General features: G+C 64.4%; 16 protein-coding genes and 1 pseudogene. 9 read left to right on the forward strand and 8 right to left on the reverse strand.

Annotated features, from left to right (window positions below):
• Nucleotides 1-168 precede the first annotated feature (168 nt).
• Entirely contained in the window at nt 169-705 is a 537-nt protein-coding gene (locus CAL18_RS14390; protein WP_094797195.1) for a hypothetical protein, read from the reverse strand.
• A complete protein-coding gene (locus CAL18_RS14395) occupies nt 702-1,517 on the reverse strand; it encodes an aconitase family protein (protein WP_249276324.1) in 816 nt (271 codons plus the stop codon). The genes CAL18_RS14390 and CAL18_RS14395 overlap by 4 nt, the downstream gene beginning before the upstream one ends.
• Nucleotides 1,518-1,579: 62 nt before the next feature.
• Between CAL18_RS14395 and CAL18_RS14400 the strand changes: the two are divergent.
• The 3 genes and pseudogenes from CAL18_RS14400 to CAL18_RS14410 form a co-directional block, all read left to right on the forward strand.
• Nucleotides 1,580-1,948: pseudogene (locus CAL18_RS14400) on the forward strand (acyl-CoA dehydrogenase family protein); the annotation flags it as partial.
• 284 nt (nt 1,949-2,232) lie between these two features.
• Nucleotides 2,233-2,751, forward strand: coding sequence for a sigma-70 family RNA polymerase sigma factor (locus CAL18_RS14405; RefSeq protein WP_026639183.1), 519 nt, complete (start codon nt 2,233-2,235; stop codon nt 2,749-2,751).
• 2 nt (nt 2,752-2,753) lie between these two features.
• Nucleotides 2,754-3,506 carry an anti-sigma factor family protein gene (locus CAL18_RS14410; protein ID WP_249276325.1) on the forward strand — a complete coding sequence of 251 codons (753 nt, stop codon included), beginning with the start codon at nt 2,754-2,756 and terminating at the stop codon, nt 3,504-3,506.
• Between the two features lie 23 nt (nt 3,507-3,529).
• Here the strand turns inward: CAL18_RS14410 and CAL18_RS14415 are convergent, their stop codons facing one another.
• Nucleotides 3,530-3,784, reverse strand: a complete 255-nt coding sequence (locus CAL18_RS14415) for a hypothetical protein (protein WP_094797197.1) — start codon at nt 3,782-3,784, stop codon at nt 3,530-3,532.
• Nucleotides 3,785-4,309: 525 nt separating this feature from the next.
• Between CAL18_RS14415 and CAL18_RS14420 the strand changes: the two genes are divergently transcribed.
• Together CAL18_RS14420 and CAL18_RS14425 are read left to right on the forward strand one after the other, a co-directional pair.
• Entirely contained in the window at nt 4,310-5,884 is a 1,575-nt protein-coding gene (locus tag CAL18_RS14420; protein ID WP_094818139.1) for a TerC family protein, read from the forward strand.
• A 29-nt stretch (nt 5,885-5,913) separates the two neighbouring features.
• Nucleotides 5,914-6,486, forward strand: a complete 573-nt coding sequence (locus CAL18_RS14425) for a DUF2076 domain-containing protein (protein ID WP_094818140.1) — start codon at nt 5,914-5,916, stop codon at nt 6,484-6,486.
• A gap of 163 nt (nt 6,487-6,649) precedes the next feature.
• On the opposite strand, the gene arsH is transcribed toward CAL18_RS14425, so the two are convergent.
• The 3 genes from arsH to CAL18_RS14440 form a co-directional block, all read right to left on the reverse strand.
• Nucleotides 6,650-7,384, reverse strand: coding sequence for an arsenical resistance protein ArsH (gene arsH / locus CAL18_RS14430; RefSeq protein WP_026639178.1), 735 nt, complete (start codon nt 7,382-7,384; stop codon nt 6,650-6,652).
• A complete protein-coding gene (gene arsC, locus CAL18_RS14435) occupies nt 7,377-7,799 on the reverse strand; it encodes an arsenate reductase (glutaredoxin) (RefSeq protein WP_026639177.1) in 423 nt (140 codons plus the stop codon). The genes arsH and arsC overlap by 8 nt, the downstream gene beginning before the upstream one ends.
• A gap of 129 nt (nt 7,800-7,928) precedes the next feature.
• Nucleotides 7,929-8,258, reverse strand: coding sequence for an ArsR/SmtB family transcription factor (locus tag CAL18_RS14440; RefSeq protein ID WP_081745679.1), 330 nt, complete (start codon nt 8,256-8,258; stop codon nt 7,929-7,931).
• Between the two features lie 238 nt (nt 8,259-8,496).
• Here CAL18_RS14440 and groES point away from each other — a divergent pair, with 238 nt between their 5' ends.
• The 4 genes from groES (at nt 8,497) to CAL18_RS14460 (ending at nt 12,727) form a co-directional block, all read left to right on the forward strand.
• Complete coding sequence (gene groES / locus CAL18_RS14445) at nt 8,497-8,784, forward strand: co-chaperone GroES (RefSeq protein WP_026639175.1); 288 nt, start codon at nt 8,497-8,499, stop codon at nt 8,782-8,784.
• 33 nt (nt 8,785-8,817) lie between these two features.
• Nucleotides 8,818-10,458 carry a chaperonin GroEL gene (gene groL / locus CAL18_RS14450; RefSeq protein ID WP_026639174.1) on the forward strand — a complete coding sequence of 547 codons (1,641 nt, stop codon included), beginning with the start codon at nt 8,818-8,820 and terminating at the stop codon, nt 10,456-10,458.
• Nucleotides 10,459-10,640: 182 nt separating this feature from the next.
• Nucleotides 10,641-11,570, forward strand: coding sequence for a YihY/virulence factor BrkB family protein (locus CAL18_RS14455; protein ID WP_170940355.1), 930 nt, complete (start codon nt 10,641-10,643; stop codon nt 11,568-11,570).
• 92 nt (nt 11,571-11,662) lie between these two features.
• Nucleotides 11,663-12,727: a DUF481 domain-containing protein gene (locus tag CAL18_RS14460; RefSeq protein ID WP_094818142.1), complete on the forward strand. Its 1,065-nt coding sequence runs from the start codon at nt 11,663-11,665 to the stop codon at nt 12,725-12,727.
• 10 nt (nt 12,728-12,737) lie between these two features.
• On the opposite strand, the gene CAL18_RS14465 is transcribed toward CAL18_RS14460, so the two are convergent.
• Together CAL18_RS14465 and CAL18_RS14470 are read right to left on the reverse strand one after the other, a co-directional pair.
• Entirely contained in the window at nt 12,738-14,939 is a 2,202-nt protein-coding gene (locus tag CAL18_RS14465) for a xanthine dehydrogenase family protein molybdopterin-binding subunit (protein WP_094797210.1), read from the reverse strand.
• Nucleotides 14,932-15,939: an FAD binding domain-containing protein gene (locus CAL18_RS14470; protein ID WP_094797211.1), complete on the reverse strand. Its 1,008-nt coding sequence runs from the start codon at nt 15,937-15,939 to the stop codon at nt 14,932-14,934. Before CAL18_RS14470 ends, CAL18_RS14465 begins: the two co-directional genes overlap by 8 nt.
• Between the last annotated feature and the right edge of the window lies 1 nt (nt 15,940).

Raw genomic sequence — 15,940 nt, forward strand, 5'->3', positions numbered from 1 at the left:
TGCGCTACCGCCGCAATCCCGGCATTGCCCTCGCAATACTCCTGAGCCGACGCCAGTTTGACCGATTCACTGTACTTCTCCATGAAATAACCCCAAAGTTGATATCCAACTTTTGGGGGTCACTTCACGAAGGTGCCTGACACCCCCTTGTGTTACCAGACGGCAGGTTCAGCCGTGGTGGGACGCAGCGGCGGGACGGTCGGCTACGCCGAGGCGCCGCGCGGTATATGCGGCAACGCCCCCGGCTTCCAGCAATTCCAGCAATCCCGGATCCGTCGGGTGCACGGCAATGGCGGTCTGGCGGCTGCGATTGATGGCTTTCGTGCCGCGCAGGTCCATCTCCAGCTCATCCCCCGTTTCGACGTGATCGTAAAGTTCGGGGTATGCCAGCGCCGGCAGGCCGAGATTGATGCTGTCCCGCTCCCAGGCCGCGGAAAAACTCTTGCCCAGCACCGCCGAGATGCCCAGCGCCTTGAACGCGTTGATCGGCCCATCAAGATGCTTGCCCGTGCCGAACGCCGTGCCCACCACCAGCAAGTCGCCAGGGCGGACATTCTTCACGAACGTCGGATCCACATCTTCCAGCACGTGCTGCGCCAGTTCCTCGAACTTACCGGCGCGGCCCAGCGGGTCGTATCTGCCGGAAACGAAATAACTACTGCGCAGCTGGTCGCCGAACTTCCAGACTCGTCCCGATAGAATCATGATTGCTCCCGTGTAACAGCAGCCGCCTGGTTCGCCCGTACCATGTCCGGGCTGGCGATATGGCCCGCCAATGCGGACGCAGCCACCACGGCGGCATTGGCCAGATAAATCTTCGCCTTGTTGCTACCCATGCGGCCAGGCCAGTTTTCGACCGACCCGGTAATGCAGTTCTCGCCCTCTTCCAGGTGCAGCGGCGATGCATTGCCATAGAAGCACGCGCCGCAGCCCGGCGCCGTCACCGTGGCCCCAGCCGCGATGAAAGTGGCCATATGTCCGGCCTCGACGGCCTGCATCATCACCTCGGTAGAAATCGGCGTCACCACCATGCGCACGCCCTCGCTGATCCTGCGCCCCTTCAGTATCTCGGCGGCCTGCGCCAGGTCTTCCAGGCGGCCCGACAAACACGACCCGATATACGCCGCGTCGATGCGCGTGGCCTGCAATGCGCGCAGCGGCGCAATGACGGTCGGGTCGTCCGGACCGGCAACCAGCGGCTCGAAAGATGACAGGTCGTATTGGTAATACTGGTCATACACCGCGTCGGCGTCCGCCTGCACCGGCACGAACGGTTCGCGCGCCCGCCCTTCCAGATACTGCAACAGCACGTCGTCAGAAGGGAAGATCATGGTCGTGGCGCCGATATGCGGCGCGCCGTTGGCCACGGCCATGCGCACGTCCAGCGGCATGGTCGCCACGCCAGGGCCGTCGAACTCGATCACACAGCCTTCGGCCTTGCCGCGCAGGTCCTGCAGCAGGCGCAGGTAAATGTCTTTGCCCAGCACGCCCTTGGGCAGCCGGCCGGTCAAGGTCACCTTGATGCATGGCGGCACCTTGAACCACGTGTCGCCCGTGGCAGCGCTTCTGCCTTGACGAGGCGCTGCGCTTCGCCAAAGAACGCAAGACCTGGGGCGTCACCCTGTCGCAAAGACAGCTTATCCAGGGATGGCTGGCCGAAATGGCCACCGATATCGAGATCAGCACGCTGTTGCGCGACCGGGCCGCCTGGCGCTACGACCGCGGCGAACTGACGGTATCGGAGGCCGCGATGGTGAAGTATGTGACCGCGGAAAACGCCCTGAAGGCCGCCAACTATGCCACCGACATCTTCGGCGGCATGGGCTTCATGGAAGGCGTGCCCGTCGTACGACGCCTGCGAGACGCCAAGGGCCTGACCATTATTCTGGGCGGCGTGACGCTGTTCAAGTGGATCATCGCGAAAGAACTCGGATGCACGGATGAATAAGCCGCGTCGGCCGCTTGCGGCCGACGACGGGCCCGGCGGCTGAGCTTTTACATTGCCCACCGGGCATATTGATAGCGCCCTCTGTGGGGCGCCGTGCCGCGTATCCGGCCAGAATTAAAAAATCGAATGGCCATTCATTCAATACGCGATACATCGCCGCCCATACCGCGGCGCAGGCGAAGGCGCTATAACAACAACATATGTAACCACCCTCCCCGGCGGGAATAATCCGCGCCGCCATTCGTCTGACTGGCATCGTTGACTTTTAAAGGCGCTTTTTATCCATGGCGGCGGGCTTTACCGACGAAGACCTGCGCGACGTGCTGCCCCGGCTGCGCCGCTTCGCGTTGTCGTTGACGCATGACCCGGCCAACGCCGACGACCTGGTGCAGTCCTGCCTGGAACGCGCGCTGACGCGGGCCGGCAGCCGCCGCCCGGAAGGTGACCTGCGGGCCTGGCTGTTTGCGATTCTTTATCGGTGTTTCATTGACACCCAGCGCCGCAACCGGCGCTACGCGCGCATCCTGGACTTTTTCAGCGGCTCGCCCGAACCGCGCGCGCCCTCGGCCGAGCACGTCGCGCTGGCGCGCGAGGCGCTGGGCGACCTGGCTCGCCTGACCGCCGACCAGCAAAGCCTGCTGTTGCTGATATCGGTCGAGGGCCTGGGCTACCAGGAAGCGGCCGATGTGCTCGATATCCCGGTCGGGACGGTAATGTCACGGCTGTCGCGCGCCCGCAAGGCGCTGCGCAGCCTGACAGAAGGGCGCACCGCCCCCGCGCCGGGGCTGCGCTTGATGAAATGACCATGCTGATCCCCAGTGAACATGACCTGCATGCCTATGCCGATGGGCAACTGGATCCGGCACGTCGCCAGGATGTCGAAGCCTATCTGGCGTCGCACCCCGACGCCGCCGAAGAGATCGAGCAGATCCGAAGCCAGACCGAGGCATTGCGGCGCCGGCACGCCGACCTGAGCCGCTACGCTGCCCCCGAACGGCTGGATCCCGCCTGCGTGCGCAAGACCTTGCGCACCCGCCGCCGCCAACGCATGGCGCTTGCCGCCACGGTTGCGCTGACCCTGGGCATCGGCAGCCTGGGCGGCTGGCAGGCAAGGGAAACCGCCATGCGCTCCGGCTACCTGCCCATGGCCGATGCCGTGCATGCGTATCGCATGTTCGCAGCGGATGCGGCCGCGAACATGGTCGACTTCCGCTCCAGCCAACCTTCGGAACTGCAGGCCTGGCTGAACCGGCATTTCATGCAGCCCGCGCCCCTGCCGGATTTCAATGCCTATGGCTACCGGCCAGTGGGCGGACGGCTGATGTCGACGGAATCCGGCCCCGCCGCCATCGTGCTGTATCAGGCCAGCAATGGCGAGAGCATCCTGTACTACATGCGCTCGCCGGGCCGCGCACTGAACTTCACTCATGGCAAGCGCCGCGACGGCGACCTGATGGCGCAGTACTGGAAGCAAGGCCGCTACCTGTACGCGGTCGTCAGTCCCGGCAATACGCCCGCCGCAAGGGCCGTACAGCAAGCCGTCGCACCGGACGCCTGATCCGGCCGCAGGGGGCGCTGGCCTTAATGCGTATTCACCCAATCCTGGGCGTCGCGGATAAACCAGGGAAGATTCAGTTTTTCGCCTTCGCCCGACTGAATGGTCAGGCGCTGCTGCGAAGCCCCTTGCGGCGTGCCGTCCGGCGCCGGCGTGCCCCGGGCCGGGCGGGTGCGGTAGTCGATATCGGCCTGACGGGGCGGGCTGTCGGCACAGGCCGCAAGGCACGCGCAGGCGAGCGCCGCCACAAGGGATTGCAAGACTGAACGCGGCATTCTCATGGTATCGGCAGGCCAGTAAGGCGAAAAATCAGCGGAATCAAAACGATACCTTACCCGCAAAGCGGCAGCCACGGCGGCCCTTTCCCCAGACAGGCCCACGAAACGTCGTTCGCCGGGCCGGCGATTGTGCGAAGATGCGCGGCTCGCGATTCTTCGTTATCATTCAGTTTCTTGTAAGTTTCGGTGATGCGGGGCGACCACGGGCAACAACTGGACGCCGCGCATCAACATAATGGACTCAGAACCACCCAGTACCACCGCGCCGCACGTGCATGTTCACACGTGGCGCTTCCCTCGCAAGATCGCCAGCCCATTGGCCCTGTCCCGTTGTCGCGCAATGGGCAGGCCGTTCGTCCAGGCGCATACCTACCTGCAGCGACCATCTCCGCGCCACGGCGCAGGTGAATCGCATCGCATCCCGCGCGCGGCGGCCCAGGGCCCCGCCCGACCCGCTTCACTCCTGCTTCCCCTCAATCCGCCGCAACGCTTGCGTATTGCGCGCCCGCGCTATTCCCGGAATTCGTAATGATATTTGAATGGATGACCGACCCCACGGCATGGCTGGGGCTTGCGACGCTGATCATTCTTGAAATCGTCCTTGGCATCGACAACCTGGTCTTCATCGCCATCCTGGCCGACAAATTGCCGCCGCAACAGCGCAATCGGGCCAGGGTGATCGGCCTGACACTGGCCATGCTGATGCGCCTGGGCCTGCTGGCGAGCATCGCGTGGGTCGTCACACTGACCGAGCCCTTGTTCACGGTGTTCGGCACCGAGATTTCAGGGCGCGACCTGATCCTGATCCTGGGCGGCCTGTTCCTGCTCTTCAAGGGCACCATGGAACTGCACGAACGGGTCGAAGGGCAGGCGCACGGCGACACGCAAACGGTTCAGCACGCGGTGTTCTGGCAGGTCATTCTGCAGATCGTCGTGCTGGATGCCGTGTTTTCGCTGGACTCGGTCATCACGGCCGTCGGCATGGTGCAGGAACTCAGCATCATGATGATCGCGGTCGTGCTGGCCATGGCGGTCATGATGCTGGCCAGCAAGCCGCTGATGGCATTCGTGGGCCGCCACCCCACGGTGGTGATCCTGTGCCTGGGCCTGCTCTTGATGATCGGCTTCAGCCTCGTGGCCGAGGGCCTGGGCTTCCATGTGCCCAAGGGCTACCTGTACGCCGCCATCGGCTTCTCGATCATGATCGAGGCCTGCAACCAGCTGGCGCGCCGCAACCGCAGCCGCCGCAGCCACGGGCTGACCGCCCGCGAACGCACCGCCCAGGCGGTATTGCGGCTGCTGCGCGGCGGCAAGACCGGCGCACCGGGATCCGTGGACGACGTCGCGGCGCTGGTCGACGGCATCGCCAGCGGCAACGCGGTTACCGCCGAAGAAAGCGGTCTCATTGAACGCGTGCTGGCCATGGGCAGCAGCGACGTACGCTCGATCATGGTCCCGCGCATGGAAATGGTCTGGCTGGACGTGGCCGACTCGGCCGATGATGTGGTGCGCAAGTTCTCGTGCGGGCACGCGCGCCTGCCCCTGTGCGAGCGCGACGCGTCCAACGTCATCGGCGTCGTGCACTTCAAAGACGTGATGCCCGCGCTACAGCAACCCGGCCCCGTCGACTTGGTTGAATTGGCCCGCGAGCCGCACTTCGTCATCGAAACCACGCCGGTATTCAAGGTGCTGGAAGTGCTGCGCCAATCGCGCGACCATATGTTGATCGTGGTCGACGAGCTCGGCAGCTGCGAAGGCCTGGTGACGCCGATGGATGTACTGACGGCCGTGGGCGGCGAACTGCCCGAGCATGAAGGCGAGGCAAGCCAGGCCACCCGCCTTGAAGACGGCGCTTGGCTGCTGGATGCCGGAATGCCCATCGAGGAAGCGCGGCTGCTGTTGGCCAGCGCCGAACTGGCCCGGCCCTTGCCCGACGCGACATTGGCGGGTGCATTGCTGCGCGTGTGCGGACATCTGCCCGTCGTGGGCGAAGTCATCCATTGGGGCGACTGGAGTTTCGAGGTGACTTCGCGCGATGGCTTGCGCATCGGGCAAGTGCGCGCGTACCAGGAAGCCGCCGCAACGGCGGCAGCAGCAAACTGACAACCCCCCTGTTTACAGGAGATTCACTTATGCAAGACCAAGACCGCGACGCAATTGCCAGCGTATTCAGCAGAATCCAGGAACTCGAACGGCAGGGGCATCCGCGCGATCCCGACGCCGAGCAGTTGATACGCCAGGAAATGCAGAAGAACCCTGGCTCTGCCTATTACCTGGCGCAGACCGTGCTGGTGCAGCAACAGGCCCTGCAGAATGCGCAAGCGCGCATCCAGGAACTACAAAAGAACCCCTCTGCCGCGGCGCAGCCTTCGGGCTCAAGCCCCACGGCCGCCAGCCCCTCGACGGCATTCGGCAGGCGCGCCCCGGCTGCAGGTCCCGCCGCGGGCGGCCTGGGCACCGGCTTTGGCCGCAACAACGCGGCGCCCGCGGGCGGAGGCTTCATGGCCGGCGCGCTGCAGACCGCAGTAGGCGTGGCCGGCGGCATGTGCTGGGCAACCTGCTCGGCAGCTTGTTCACCGGCAACGAGGCGCAGGCCGCCGAGGCTCCCCCGGCAGACGAGGGTGCTGCCCCGCCTTACGAGGATGAAGGCGATTTTTCGGACGATGGCGGCGACTTCGAGGTTTGACACCGCCCGCCACGACTGAGCCCCATACAACTTGTTATGCCAGGATTTTTTTCATGTAAGCACCTTGCTGCAAAGAGATGGAGTGAAGGTAGATCATTCCACTCCTCGTTCTTTGTTACCGCATGCCGGCAAGATTACCGGTTACTTCAGCTCGGGCCCGGGGTCACGAAGCGTTGCCATCATTACAAAACCGGCGCGTTCCCCTGTGGGGTTCGGCTCATGGAAAGGGCAACTGCAGTTTCCTTTCGTTCACTATAGCGATCCACAAGATACGGTGCGATATCCCGCGTGAGCAAGGTGAACTTTACCAACTCCTCCACGACATCAACGATACGATCATAGTAAGGCGAAGGCCTCATGCGCCCCGTATCGTCGAACTCCTGGTACGCCTTGGCTACAGACGACTGATTGGGTATTGTCAGCATCCGCATCCAGCGGCCCAGCAAGCGCATTTGGTTCACTGCGTTGAACGATTGCGATCCTCCCGAGACCTGCATGACTGCAAGCGCCTTGCCCTGGGTCGGGCGCAGGGCGCCCACCGAAAGCGGGATCCAGTCGATCTGCGTCTTCATCACCCCTGTCATGGCGCCGTGGCGTTCCGGCGAACTCCAGACCATGCCTTCCGCCCATTGCACCAGCTCATGCAGCTCGCGAACCTTCGGGTGGCTGTCGCTGGCATCATCGACCAATGGAAGCCCGGACGGGTTGAACAAGCGCGTCTCGCCTCCCAGGGCCCGGAGCAGTCGCGCCGCCTCTTCGGCAACCAGACGGCTGTAGGACCGCTCGCGCAACGATCCATATAGCAGCAAGAAGCGGGGCGCGTGGGTCGAACGCGTGGATGCAAACAGTTCCGCGGGCCTGGGAACGTCGAAAAGAGACGGGTCAATGTTGGGCAGATCGACGAGCAAATCAGACACGACGGCCCTCCGCGTCGATCAGCGGTTCGCCATCTTCCTTGTTGAATGTGCCGCGCTGTGGGTGCGGCAAGATATCCAGAACCACCTCAGATGGTCGACAGAGACGAGTGCCGAGAGGGGTAACCACGATGGGACGATTGATCAGGACCGGGTACTTGAGCATGAAGTCGATCAGCTGCTCTTCCGTCCATTTCGAATCCACCAGTTTCAGGTCGTCGTATGGTGTGCCTTTCTGCCGGAGTATGTCTCGCGCCGGCACGCCCATGGCAGAAATCAGCGATTTCAACGTTTCGGGGTCAGGCGGAGTTTTCAAGTACTCGATGATGGCTGGCTCTTCGCCGCTGTTACGAATCAAGCCCAGGACATTGCGGGACGTCCCGCAGGCAGGGTTGTGATAGATCGTGATGGAACTCATGGGATACCTCTGTTGATGCAAGACGAGATTTCAGTGCGCAGCGGGGCCGTGGACGCAGCAGGAGTCAACATCGGAATTTCGCGGCAGCAGCGAGTGAAGCGCGTGCGGTGGGAGCACAGCAGCCGGCCCTTATCGGCAGATAGAGCAGCCGCCCGGATCGGAAGCGTCGCACGAGGCCCCTTCGCAGCAATGCTCTGTGAGATACCCGAGCAATCCATTCATCCGGGAAAAATCCGCCCGATAGACCAGATTGCGTCCCTGTTGCTCGACGCTGACCAGGCCAGCATGCGCGAGCTCCTTGAGATGAAAAGACAGGGTGTTGCGGGCAACGCCAAGTTGGTCAGCCAGGACACTGGGGGTGAGGCCCGCAAGCCCGGCCACGACGAGAGCGCGGAATGTGCGTAGGCGTTGGGGGTGGGCAAGGCCTGCAAGCGCGGCAATGGCTTGGTCTTCGTTCATTATTCGATGATACAACGTTTATAGAATAAACGACGCAGCAGTCGCGGCAGCCCTGCCCGACGCAGCGGACTGAATTCCACCTCCGATCTGCGCCGCAAAATGTAACAACAACCCCACTCCCCCTTGAACCTGCGCACATCATCCCTATAATTAGCACTCGCTGCCGGTGAGTGCTAACAGCGCGCCCGGCCTGAATCCGATCATTTTCATCTTCTTATATAGAAACAGGAGTTTCCTCATGGCCCTGCGTCCCCTGCACGATCGCGTGATCGTCAAACGCCTGGACAACGAGCGCAAGACTGCCTCGGGCATCGTTATCCCCGACAGCGCCGCCGAAAAGCCGGATCAAGGCGAAGTGATCGCCGTTGGCCCGGGCAAGAAGACCGAAGACGGCAAAGTGCTGCCGGTTGACGTGAAGGCTGGCGACAAAGTCCTGTTCGGCAAGTACGCCGGCCAGTCGGTGAAAGTCGACGGCGAAGAGCTGCTCGTCATCCGCGAGGAAGAAATCCTCGCCGTGATCCAGTAATTACCTGAACCGAATTTTCGAAGGAAGCTCACAATGGCTGCCAAACAAGTCCTGTTCGCCGACGACGCCCGTGTCCGCATCGTCCGCGGCGTCAATGTCCTCGCCAACGCGGTGAAAACCACCCTGGGCCCCAAGGGCCGCAACGTTGTGCTGGAGCGTTCGTTCGGCGCCCCCACCGTCACCAAGGACGGCGTCTCCGTTGCCAAGGAAATCGAACTGAAAGACAAGTTCGAGAACATCGGCGCCCAGCTGGTCAAGGATGTCGCCTCGAAGACCTCCGACAACGCCGGTGACGGCACCACCACCGCCACCGTGCTGGCCCAGGCCATCGTCCAGGAAGGCCTGAAGTACGTAGCCGCCGGCTTCAACCCCATCGACCTGAAGCGCGGTATCGACAAGGCCGTGGCCGCTGCCGTGGCCGAACTGGCCAAGCAATCCAAGCCGGTGACCACCAGCAAGGAAATCGCCCAGGTTGGCTCCATCTCGGCCAACAGCGACCAATCCATCGGCCAGATCATCGCTGACGCGATGGACAAGGTCGGCAAGGAAGGCGTCATCACCGTCGAAGACGGCAAGTCGCTCGAAAACGAGCTGGACGTGGTCGAAGGCATGCAATTCGATCGCGGCTACCTGTCGCCCTACTTCATCAACAACCCCGACAAGCAAGTCGCCGCGCTGGACGACCCGTACGTCCTGATCTTCGACAAGAAGATCAGCAACATCCGCGACCTGCTGCCCGTGCTGGAACAAGTCGCCAAGTCGAGCCGTCCTCTGCTGATCATCGCCGAAGACGTCGAAGGCGAAGCGCTGGCCACCCTGGTGGTGAACAACATCCGTGGCATCCTGAAGACCACCGCCGTCAAGGCGCCTGGCTTCGGCGACCGCCGCAAGGCCATGCTGGAAGACATCGCCATCCTGACCGGCGGCGTGGTCATTTCCGAAGAAACCGGCATGTCGCTTGAAAAAGCCACCCTGCAAGAGCTGGGCCAGGCCAAGCGCATCGAAGTGGGCAAGGAAAACACCACCATCATCGACGGCGCTGGCGACAGCAAGTCGATCGAAGCGCGCGTCAAGCAGATCCGCGTCCAGATCGAAGAAGCCACTTCCGACTACGACCGTGAAAAGCTGCAAGAGCGCGTGGCCAAGCTGGCCGGCGGTGTTGCCGTGATCCGCGTCGGTGCTGCCACCGAAGTCGAAATGAAGGAAAAGAAGGCCCGCGTCGAAGACGCCCTGCACGCGACCCGCGCTGCGGTGGAAGAAGGCGTGGTGGCTGGCGGCGGCGTGGCCCTGCTGCGTGCCAAGCAAGCCATTGCCGACCTGAAGGGCGACACCGCCGACCAGAATGCCGGCATCAAGCTGATTCTGCGCGCGGTTGAAGAGCCCCTGCGCACCATCGTGACCAACGCCGGCGAAGAGGCCAGCGTGGTGGTGAACAATGTGCTGAACGGCAAGGGCAACTACGGCTACAACGCCGCTACCGGCGAGTACACCGACCTGGTCGAACAAGGCGTGCTGGACCCCACCAAGGTTACCCGCACCGCCCTGCAGAACGCCGCTTCGGTGGCCAGCCTGCTGCTGACGGCTGAAGCCGCCGTGGTCGAACTGGCTGAAGACAAGCCCGCTGCGCCGGCCATGCCCGGCGGCATGGGCGGCATGGGCGGCATGGACTTCTAAGTCCGGCTTGCCGATGCGTTATCCCCGGGCCTGCCCGGGGATATGCCAGGATCACGCCCCCAAGGGTTCGCCCTTGGGGGCGTTTTTGTTGGGCGCGACCGTCCGCGCGGCACGGGGCTTGCGGATTGTGGCCTGCCGGTTTGCGACCCTACAATGCCGGCATCCGGACTGCCAGATGAGCCATGACTATCCCGCCCCGCCTGCTGCAAATGTTGCGCCCTTCGGAAATCTACGGGCTGCTGATTGATTCGGCGAAGCAATGGTCGAGGCACCGCGCATCCAGCAAGGGCGCGGCCCTGTCGCTGTACATGGTGTTTTCGCTTGCGCCCATGCTGATCCTGGTCATCGCGGTGGCGGGTATTTTCTTTGGCGAAGAAGCGGTGCGCTCGGAATTGTTTTCACAGGTGCGCGAGCTCACCGGCCCGCGCGGGGCCGAAGTCATCCAGACCGTGCTGGCCAGCGCGCACGAATCGGGCGGCGGCTGGCTGGCCGCTCTGTTGTCGATAGGGGTGCTGGTGTTCAGCGCGACAACGGCTTTCGCGGAGCTGCAGGCCAGCCTGGACGAACTCTGGGACGCGACCGACCAGCGCAAGGCGGGGCTGCAGGGCGTGCTGCGCAGCCGCATGGTGGCCTTCGGCCTGGTGCTGGTGCTGGCGCTGTTCTTGTTGATATCGCTGCTGACCAACGCCGCGCTGGGCGCGGCCAAGGGCTACTACGGCGACCTGTGGAGCAATTCTACGTTTGCGGTGGTGGCCGGATGGATGGCGAACTTGTTTTCGTTCGCCGTGGTTACTGCCCTGTTTGCGGTGGTGTACAAGCTGCTGCCCAGTGTGACGATTCCCTGGCGCGATGTCATTCCCGGCGCGATCGTGACGGCGGCGCTGTTCCTGGTGGGCAAATGGGGCATCGGCCTGTACCTGGGGCGCGGCGGCACGGTGTCGGCGTACGGCGCGGCGGGCTCGCTGATCGCCCTGCTGCTGTGGATTTATTATTCCGCCCAGATCTTCTTCTTTGGCGCCGTGTTCACGCGGCAAGTGGCCGAGCGCTTCGGCAGCCGCAGTGCGCACGAAGCCTTCGCTGCGGATACGGATCATGGCGGCCAGCCGTCGTAAGGCGTAATAACGTGCCGCTTCCTGATGGAAACGGTCACATGGCTGGACGGGCTCGGGTTTAGCATGGCGGTTACGTCCACTTCTGCTTTCCCATGTACCGGCCGCCCGCGCACAAGTTCACTTTTACCTTTTCATTGCCGCGCCTGATGGCCGCGCCGTTGGCGCTGTGGGCCTGCATGGCGCAAGCCGACACCGTCTGGCTGAACAATGGCGACCGCCTGACAGGCACGATACAGTCGCTGGACGGTGGCTATCTGTTGATACGCACCGACTATGGCGGCGATGTGCGCATCGATATCAGCCACGTCAAGACGCTGCAAAGCGACACGCCGCTGGTGGTGCGCGACGGATCGATGCAACACGACTACCGGGCCAGGCTGGCGGGCGCAGAGGCAGGCACTGTAATGCTGATAGGCTTGCGGCGCGATAGCGAAGGCACGGAAGCCGTGCGGGCGGACGTGCCCCTGGCCCGGCTCGACAGCGTGGTGCGTCCGCGCCCCTTTTTGCGCGAGACCTCGATAACGGGACGGCTGGACATGGCGGCCGACCGGCGCACGGCATCGACCGATACGCAAGACTATTCAGCCACGCTGGATACGACGATCCGCCACGCCCTGTGGCGGCACCAGTTGACAGCCGCCTATCAGCGCAGCAAGGAAAACGGCAGCATCAACGTCGACAACTACGGGCTGAATTACACGCTGGACCGGTTCATTACCGAAAAGGCGTTCTGGCAGACCCGCCTGATGCATCGGCGGGACTGGATCGAAGACCTGGACCGCCAGACAGCGTACGGCACGGGGCCGGGCTATCAGTTCTGGGATAACGAGCTGGGCGCGTTTTCCCTGTCGGCCCTGCTGGGGCGGGTGCACTATGGCTATAGCGATGGCCGCAGCGATGCCGCCTATGCGGCCAGCGTGCGATGGGATTATGTGCGGTATTTCAGCGGCAAGGAATTCGAGCTGTTTACCCGGGGCGAGCTGCTGCGCCCGCTGGAGGGCGACGCGCAGGTGGCCATCAATGGCGAGGCCGGCGTGCGCTACAACGTGAACAGCTGGCTGTCGCTGTACCTGAAGTACGCGCGCAACCAGGTCAGCAGCAGCTTCGAAAGCCTGAACGAATCGGTGTACAGCACCGGCCTGGGCGTGCGCTGGTAGCCGCGCGAAGCTAGGCCTGCAGCAGGTCTTCGATGCGCACCGGCAGGTCGCGCACCCGCACGCCGGTTGCATGGTGCACGGCGCTGGTGATGGCCGCCGCGATGCCGGCCAGGCCGATTTCACCGATGCCGCGCGCACCGGCCTCGTTCAAGACCGTATCGGGATAGTCCAGGAAGGCGACGTCCAGCTGTGGCGCATCGGCATGGGTGGCCACCAGGTAATCGGCCAGGTTGCTGTTCACCGGCGCGCCCGAGCGGCTGTCGTAGTGCGTGTGTTCCAGCATGGCCATGCCCACGCCCATGATGATGGCGCCTTCGATCTGGTTGCGGCCGGTGCGCGGGTTGATGATGCGTCCGCCGTCGATCACCGTGACGACGCGCGACACCCGCAGCCGCGCGGTGGGCGCGTGCCAGGTGACCTCGACGAAATGCGCGCCGTACGAACTGACCGAATACTTCTGCCTGACTTCCTTGCCGCTGACGCCGTGGCCGTTGCCGGACACGCTCGCGACTCCGGCGCCTTGCAGCACCTGTTCAAACGGCACGCCTGCATCGGCGGCGTCGCCCGCCGTGCAAAGACGGCCATCGCGAATCGCGAGCGCATCGGCCTTGCGCCCGGCATATGGGCCGTCTTCGGCGACCGCCAGCTTGCAGGCCGCCTGCACCGCCTTGCGCGTGGCGGCCAGGGCCGCGGGCACCACAGAGGCGGTGGCGGCCGACCCGCCCGACACGGGGCCGGCGGGCAGGCGCGTATCGCCCAGGCTTATCTGGATGCGATCGACCGGAATGCCCGTTTCGGCGCTGACCAGCTGCGCCAATACGGTATACGTGCCGGTGCCGATATCCTGGGTGGCGCACGCCAGCCTGGCCGTGCCATCGGCATTGAGGCTGACGCTGGCGTCCGTGGCCATGCGCAGGCCCGGCCACGAGCAGGCGGCCATTCCCCAGCCCAGCACCAGGTCGCCCTGGCGCATGGACCCCACCTGGGGCCGGCGGCGCGACCAGCCGAAACGTTCTGCGCCCTGCTGCAGGCATTCGCGCAGGTGGCGGGAAGAGAACGGCAGGCCGGTGGCTTCGTCGCGCTCGGGTTCGTTAAGCAGGCGCAGCGCCACCGGATCCATCTGCAGCGCCACGGCCAGTTCGTCCATGGCCGACTCCAATGCATACATGCCGGGCACGGCTCCCGGGCCGCGCATGGACGTGGGCGCTCCGACATTGCGCCGCGCAAGGCCCCAGCGGACCGACAGATTGGGCGTGCTGTACATGCGGGGCGTCGCCTCGCCGCAGTTCTCGCGGTAGTCGTCCAGGACGGACGCCTGGCTCAGGTAGTGGTGCTGCACCGACACCAGCCTGCCTTCGCGCGTGGCGCCAAGCCGCATGTGCTGCCGGGTATAGGGGCGATGACCCGCGCTTTGAAAGGTCATGGCGCGGCTGATGACCACCTTGACGGGCTGGCCGAGCAGGCGCGCCGCCACCGCCGCCAGTAGCGAATGCGGCCACGGCCAGAGCTTGCCGCCAAAGCCCGAACCCAGGTATTGCGAAATAACGCGCACGTTCTCTTTGCCGACACCCAGCATCTGCGCCATGACGCTGCGATGGTTGACCACGCCCTGCGTGGTTTCATAAAGCGTATAGTCGCCGTCGTCGTACACCGCGACGCAGGCATGCAGTTCAAGCGAATTGTGAGTCTCCACGGGCGTGGTGTAGACGGCATCGACTTGCACCGGCGCCTGGGCATAGGCGCGCGCCGCATCGCCGCGATTGCTGTCCAGGTTCGGCATGTCTTCGTCGGCGGGCGGCGACACATCGGGCGTTTCGGCGGCGTAGCGAACCACCACCGCGCGGGCGGCGGCCTGCGCCTGTTCCGGCGTGTCCGCGACCACCAGCGCCACATACTGCCCGTGGTATCGGATGATGTCGTCATCCAGCGGCGGGCGCGACTCGTCGATAGAGCCATCGGCCGGCCGATAGAGCGGCGGCCGGTTGCCATGATGCAAGACCACGCGCACGCCGGGCATGTCGCCGGCGGCCTGCGTATCGATGGCAATGACGCGGCCGCGCGCGATTGTGGCGCACACGGGCACGCCATGCAATGTGCCGGGCGGCAGGTAGTCGGCGGTGTATCGCGCCGCGCCGGTCACTTTGGCGGGGCCGTCGATGCGTGTGCGCGGCTGGCCGATGGCGGCCGCATGCGCAAACCCGGATTCAGCCATGGGATGCCTCCTTGGACGGCGGCAGCGCCGTGCATAGCGTGTGCACCAGGCAACGGCGCGCCAGTTCGACCTTGAAGCCGTTCTCGCTTTGCGGCACGGCGTCGTGCAGCGCCGCCTGCGCCGCCTGCCTGTAGCGTTCGAGCGTGGGCCGCTCTCCTGCCAGCAGCTGCTCGGCCGGTGCGCAATGCCAGGGCCGGGTTCCCACCCCGCCCAGCGCGATAGCCGCCGACTCGATGCGGCCGTCGCTTTCTTTGAGCACGACGGCGGCCGATGCCAGGGCGAACTCGTACGACGCACGGTCACGCAGCTTGACGTAGCACGACCGCGCTCCCGCGACAGGCGGCGGCAGGATGACGTGCGTGATCAATTCGCCGGGTTGCAGAACGGTTTCGCGATGGGGCGTATCGCCGGGCAAAAGGTAGAAGTCACGCACCGGGATATCGCGCGTGGCGTCCAGGCTCTGCACCTGCACGGTGGCGTCCAGCGCTGTCAGCGCAACGTTCATGTCCGACGGATTGCTGGCAATGCAGTGCACGCTGGTGCCCAGCACCGCCAGATTGCGGTTGTGCCCGTCGATGGCGTCGCAGCCGCTGCCGGGGTCGCGCTTGTTGCAACGCGCGGCACGGTCACGAAAATAGACGCAACGCGTGCGCTGCAGCAGGTTGCCGCTGGTGGTGGCCATATTGCGCAACTGGGCCGATGCGCCCGCCAGCAGCGCCTGCGACAACACGGCGTAATGCGCCGCGATGCGGGGGTGACGAGCCAGATCGGCGTTGCGCACCAGGGCCCCGATGCGCGTCCGCCCGTCGGCGAGCTGTTCCACCTGGTCCAGCGGCAGGCCGTTGATGTCGATGACCTGAGCGGGTGTCTCGACATCCAGCTTCATCAGGTCCACCAGCGTGGTGCCCCCTGCTATAAAACGCGCCTGGCCGGGCGCGCTGGCGGCCAGGCGCAAGGCCGCCTGGATATCGTCGGCACGGGTGTACTGGAAGCGTTCCATG

Origin of the sequence: Bordetella genomosp. 7 (assembly GCF_002261415.1) — a bacterium.
In the GTDB taxonomy this organism is placed as follows: Bacteria; Pseudomonadota; Gammaproteobacteria; order Burkholderiales; family Burkholderiaceae_B; genus Bordetella_A.

Coding starts and splice junctions, on each gene's coding strand:
- groES (WP_026639175.1), top strand. CDS start 8,497: ATGGCCCTGCGTCCCCTGCACGATCGCGTGATCGTCAAACGCCTGGAC.
- CAL18_RS14420 (WP_094818139.1), top strand. CDS start 4,310: ATGATATTTGAATGGATGACCGACCCCACGGCATGGCTGGGGCTTGCG.
- CAL18_RS14460 (WP_094818142.1), top strand. CDS start 11,663: ATGTACCGGCCGCCCGCGCACAAGTTCACTTTTACCTTTTCATTGCCG.
- CAL18_RS14465 (WP_094797210.1), bottom strand. CDS start 14,939: ATGGCTGAATCCGGGTTTGCGCATGCGGCCGCCATCGGCCAGCCGCGC.
- CAL18_RS14470 (WP_094797211.1), bottom strand. CDS start 15,939: ATGGAACGCTTCCAGTACACCCGTGCCGACGATATCCAGGCGGCCTTG.
- arsC (WP_026639177.1), bottom strand. CDS start 7,799: ATGAGTTCCATCACGATCTATCACAACCCTGCCTGCGGGACGTCCCGC.
- CAL18_RS14440 (WP_081745679.1), bottom strand. CDS start 8,258: ATGAACGAAGACCAAGCCATTGCCGCGCTTGCAGGCCTTGCCCACCCC.
- CAL18_RS14455 (WP_170940355.1), top strand. CDS start 10,641: ATGACTATCCCGCCCCGCCTGCTGCAAATGTTGCGCCCTTCGGAAATC.
- groL (WP_026639174.1), top strand. CDS start 8,818: ATGGCTGCCAAACAAGTCCTGTTCGCCGACGACGCCCGTGTCCGCATC.
- CAL18_RS14410 (WP_249276325.1), top strand. CDS start 2,754: ATGCTGATCCCCAGTGAACATGACCTGCATGCCTATGCCGATGGGCAA.
- CAL18_RS14415 (WP_094797197.1), bottom strand. CDS start 3,784: ATGAGAATGCCGCGTTCAGTCTTGCAATCCCTTGTGGCGGCGCTCGCC.
- CAL18_RS14405 (WP_026639183.1), top strand. CDS start 2,233: ATGGCGGCGGGCTTTACCGACGAAGACCTGCGCGACGTGCTGCCCCGG.
- CAL18_RS14390 (WP_094797195.1), bottom strand. CDS start 705: ATGATTCTATCGGGACGAGTCTGGAAGTTCGGCGACCAGCTGCGCAGT.
- CAL18_RS14425 (WP_094818140.1), top strand. CDS start 5,914: ATGCAAGACCAAGACCGCGACGCAATTGCCAGCGTATTCAGCAGAATC.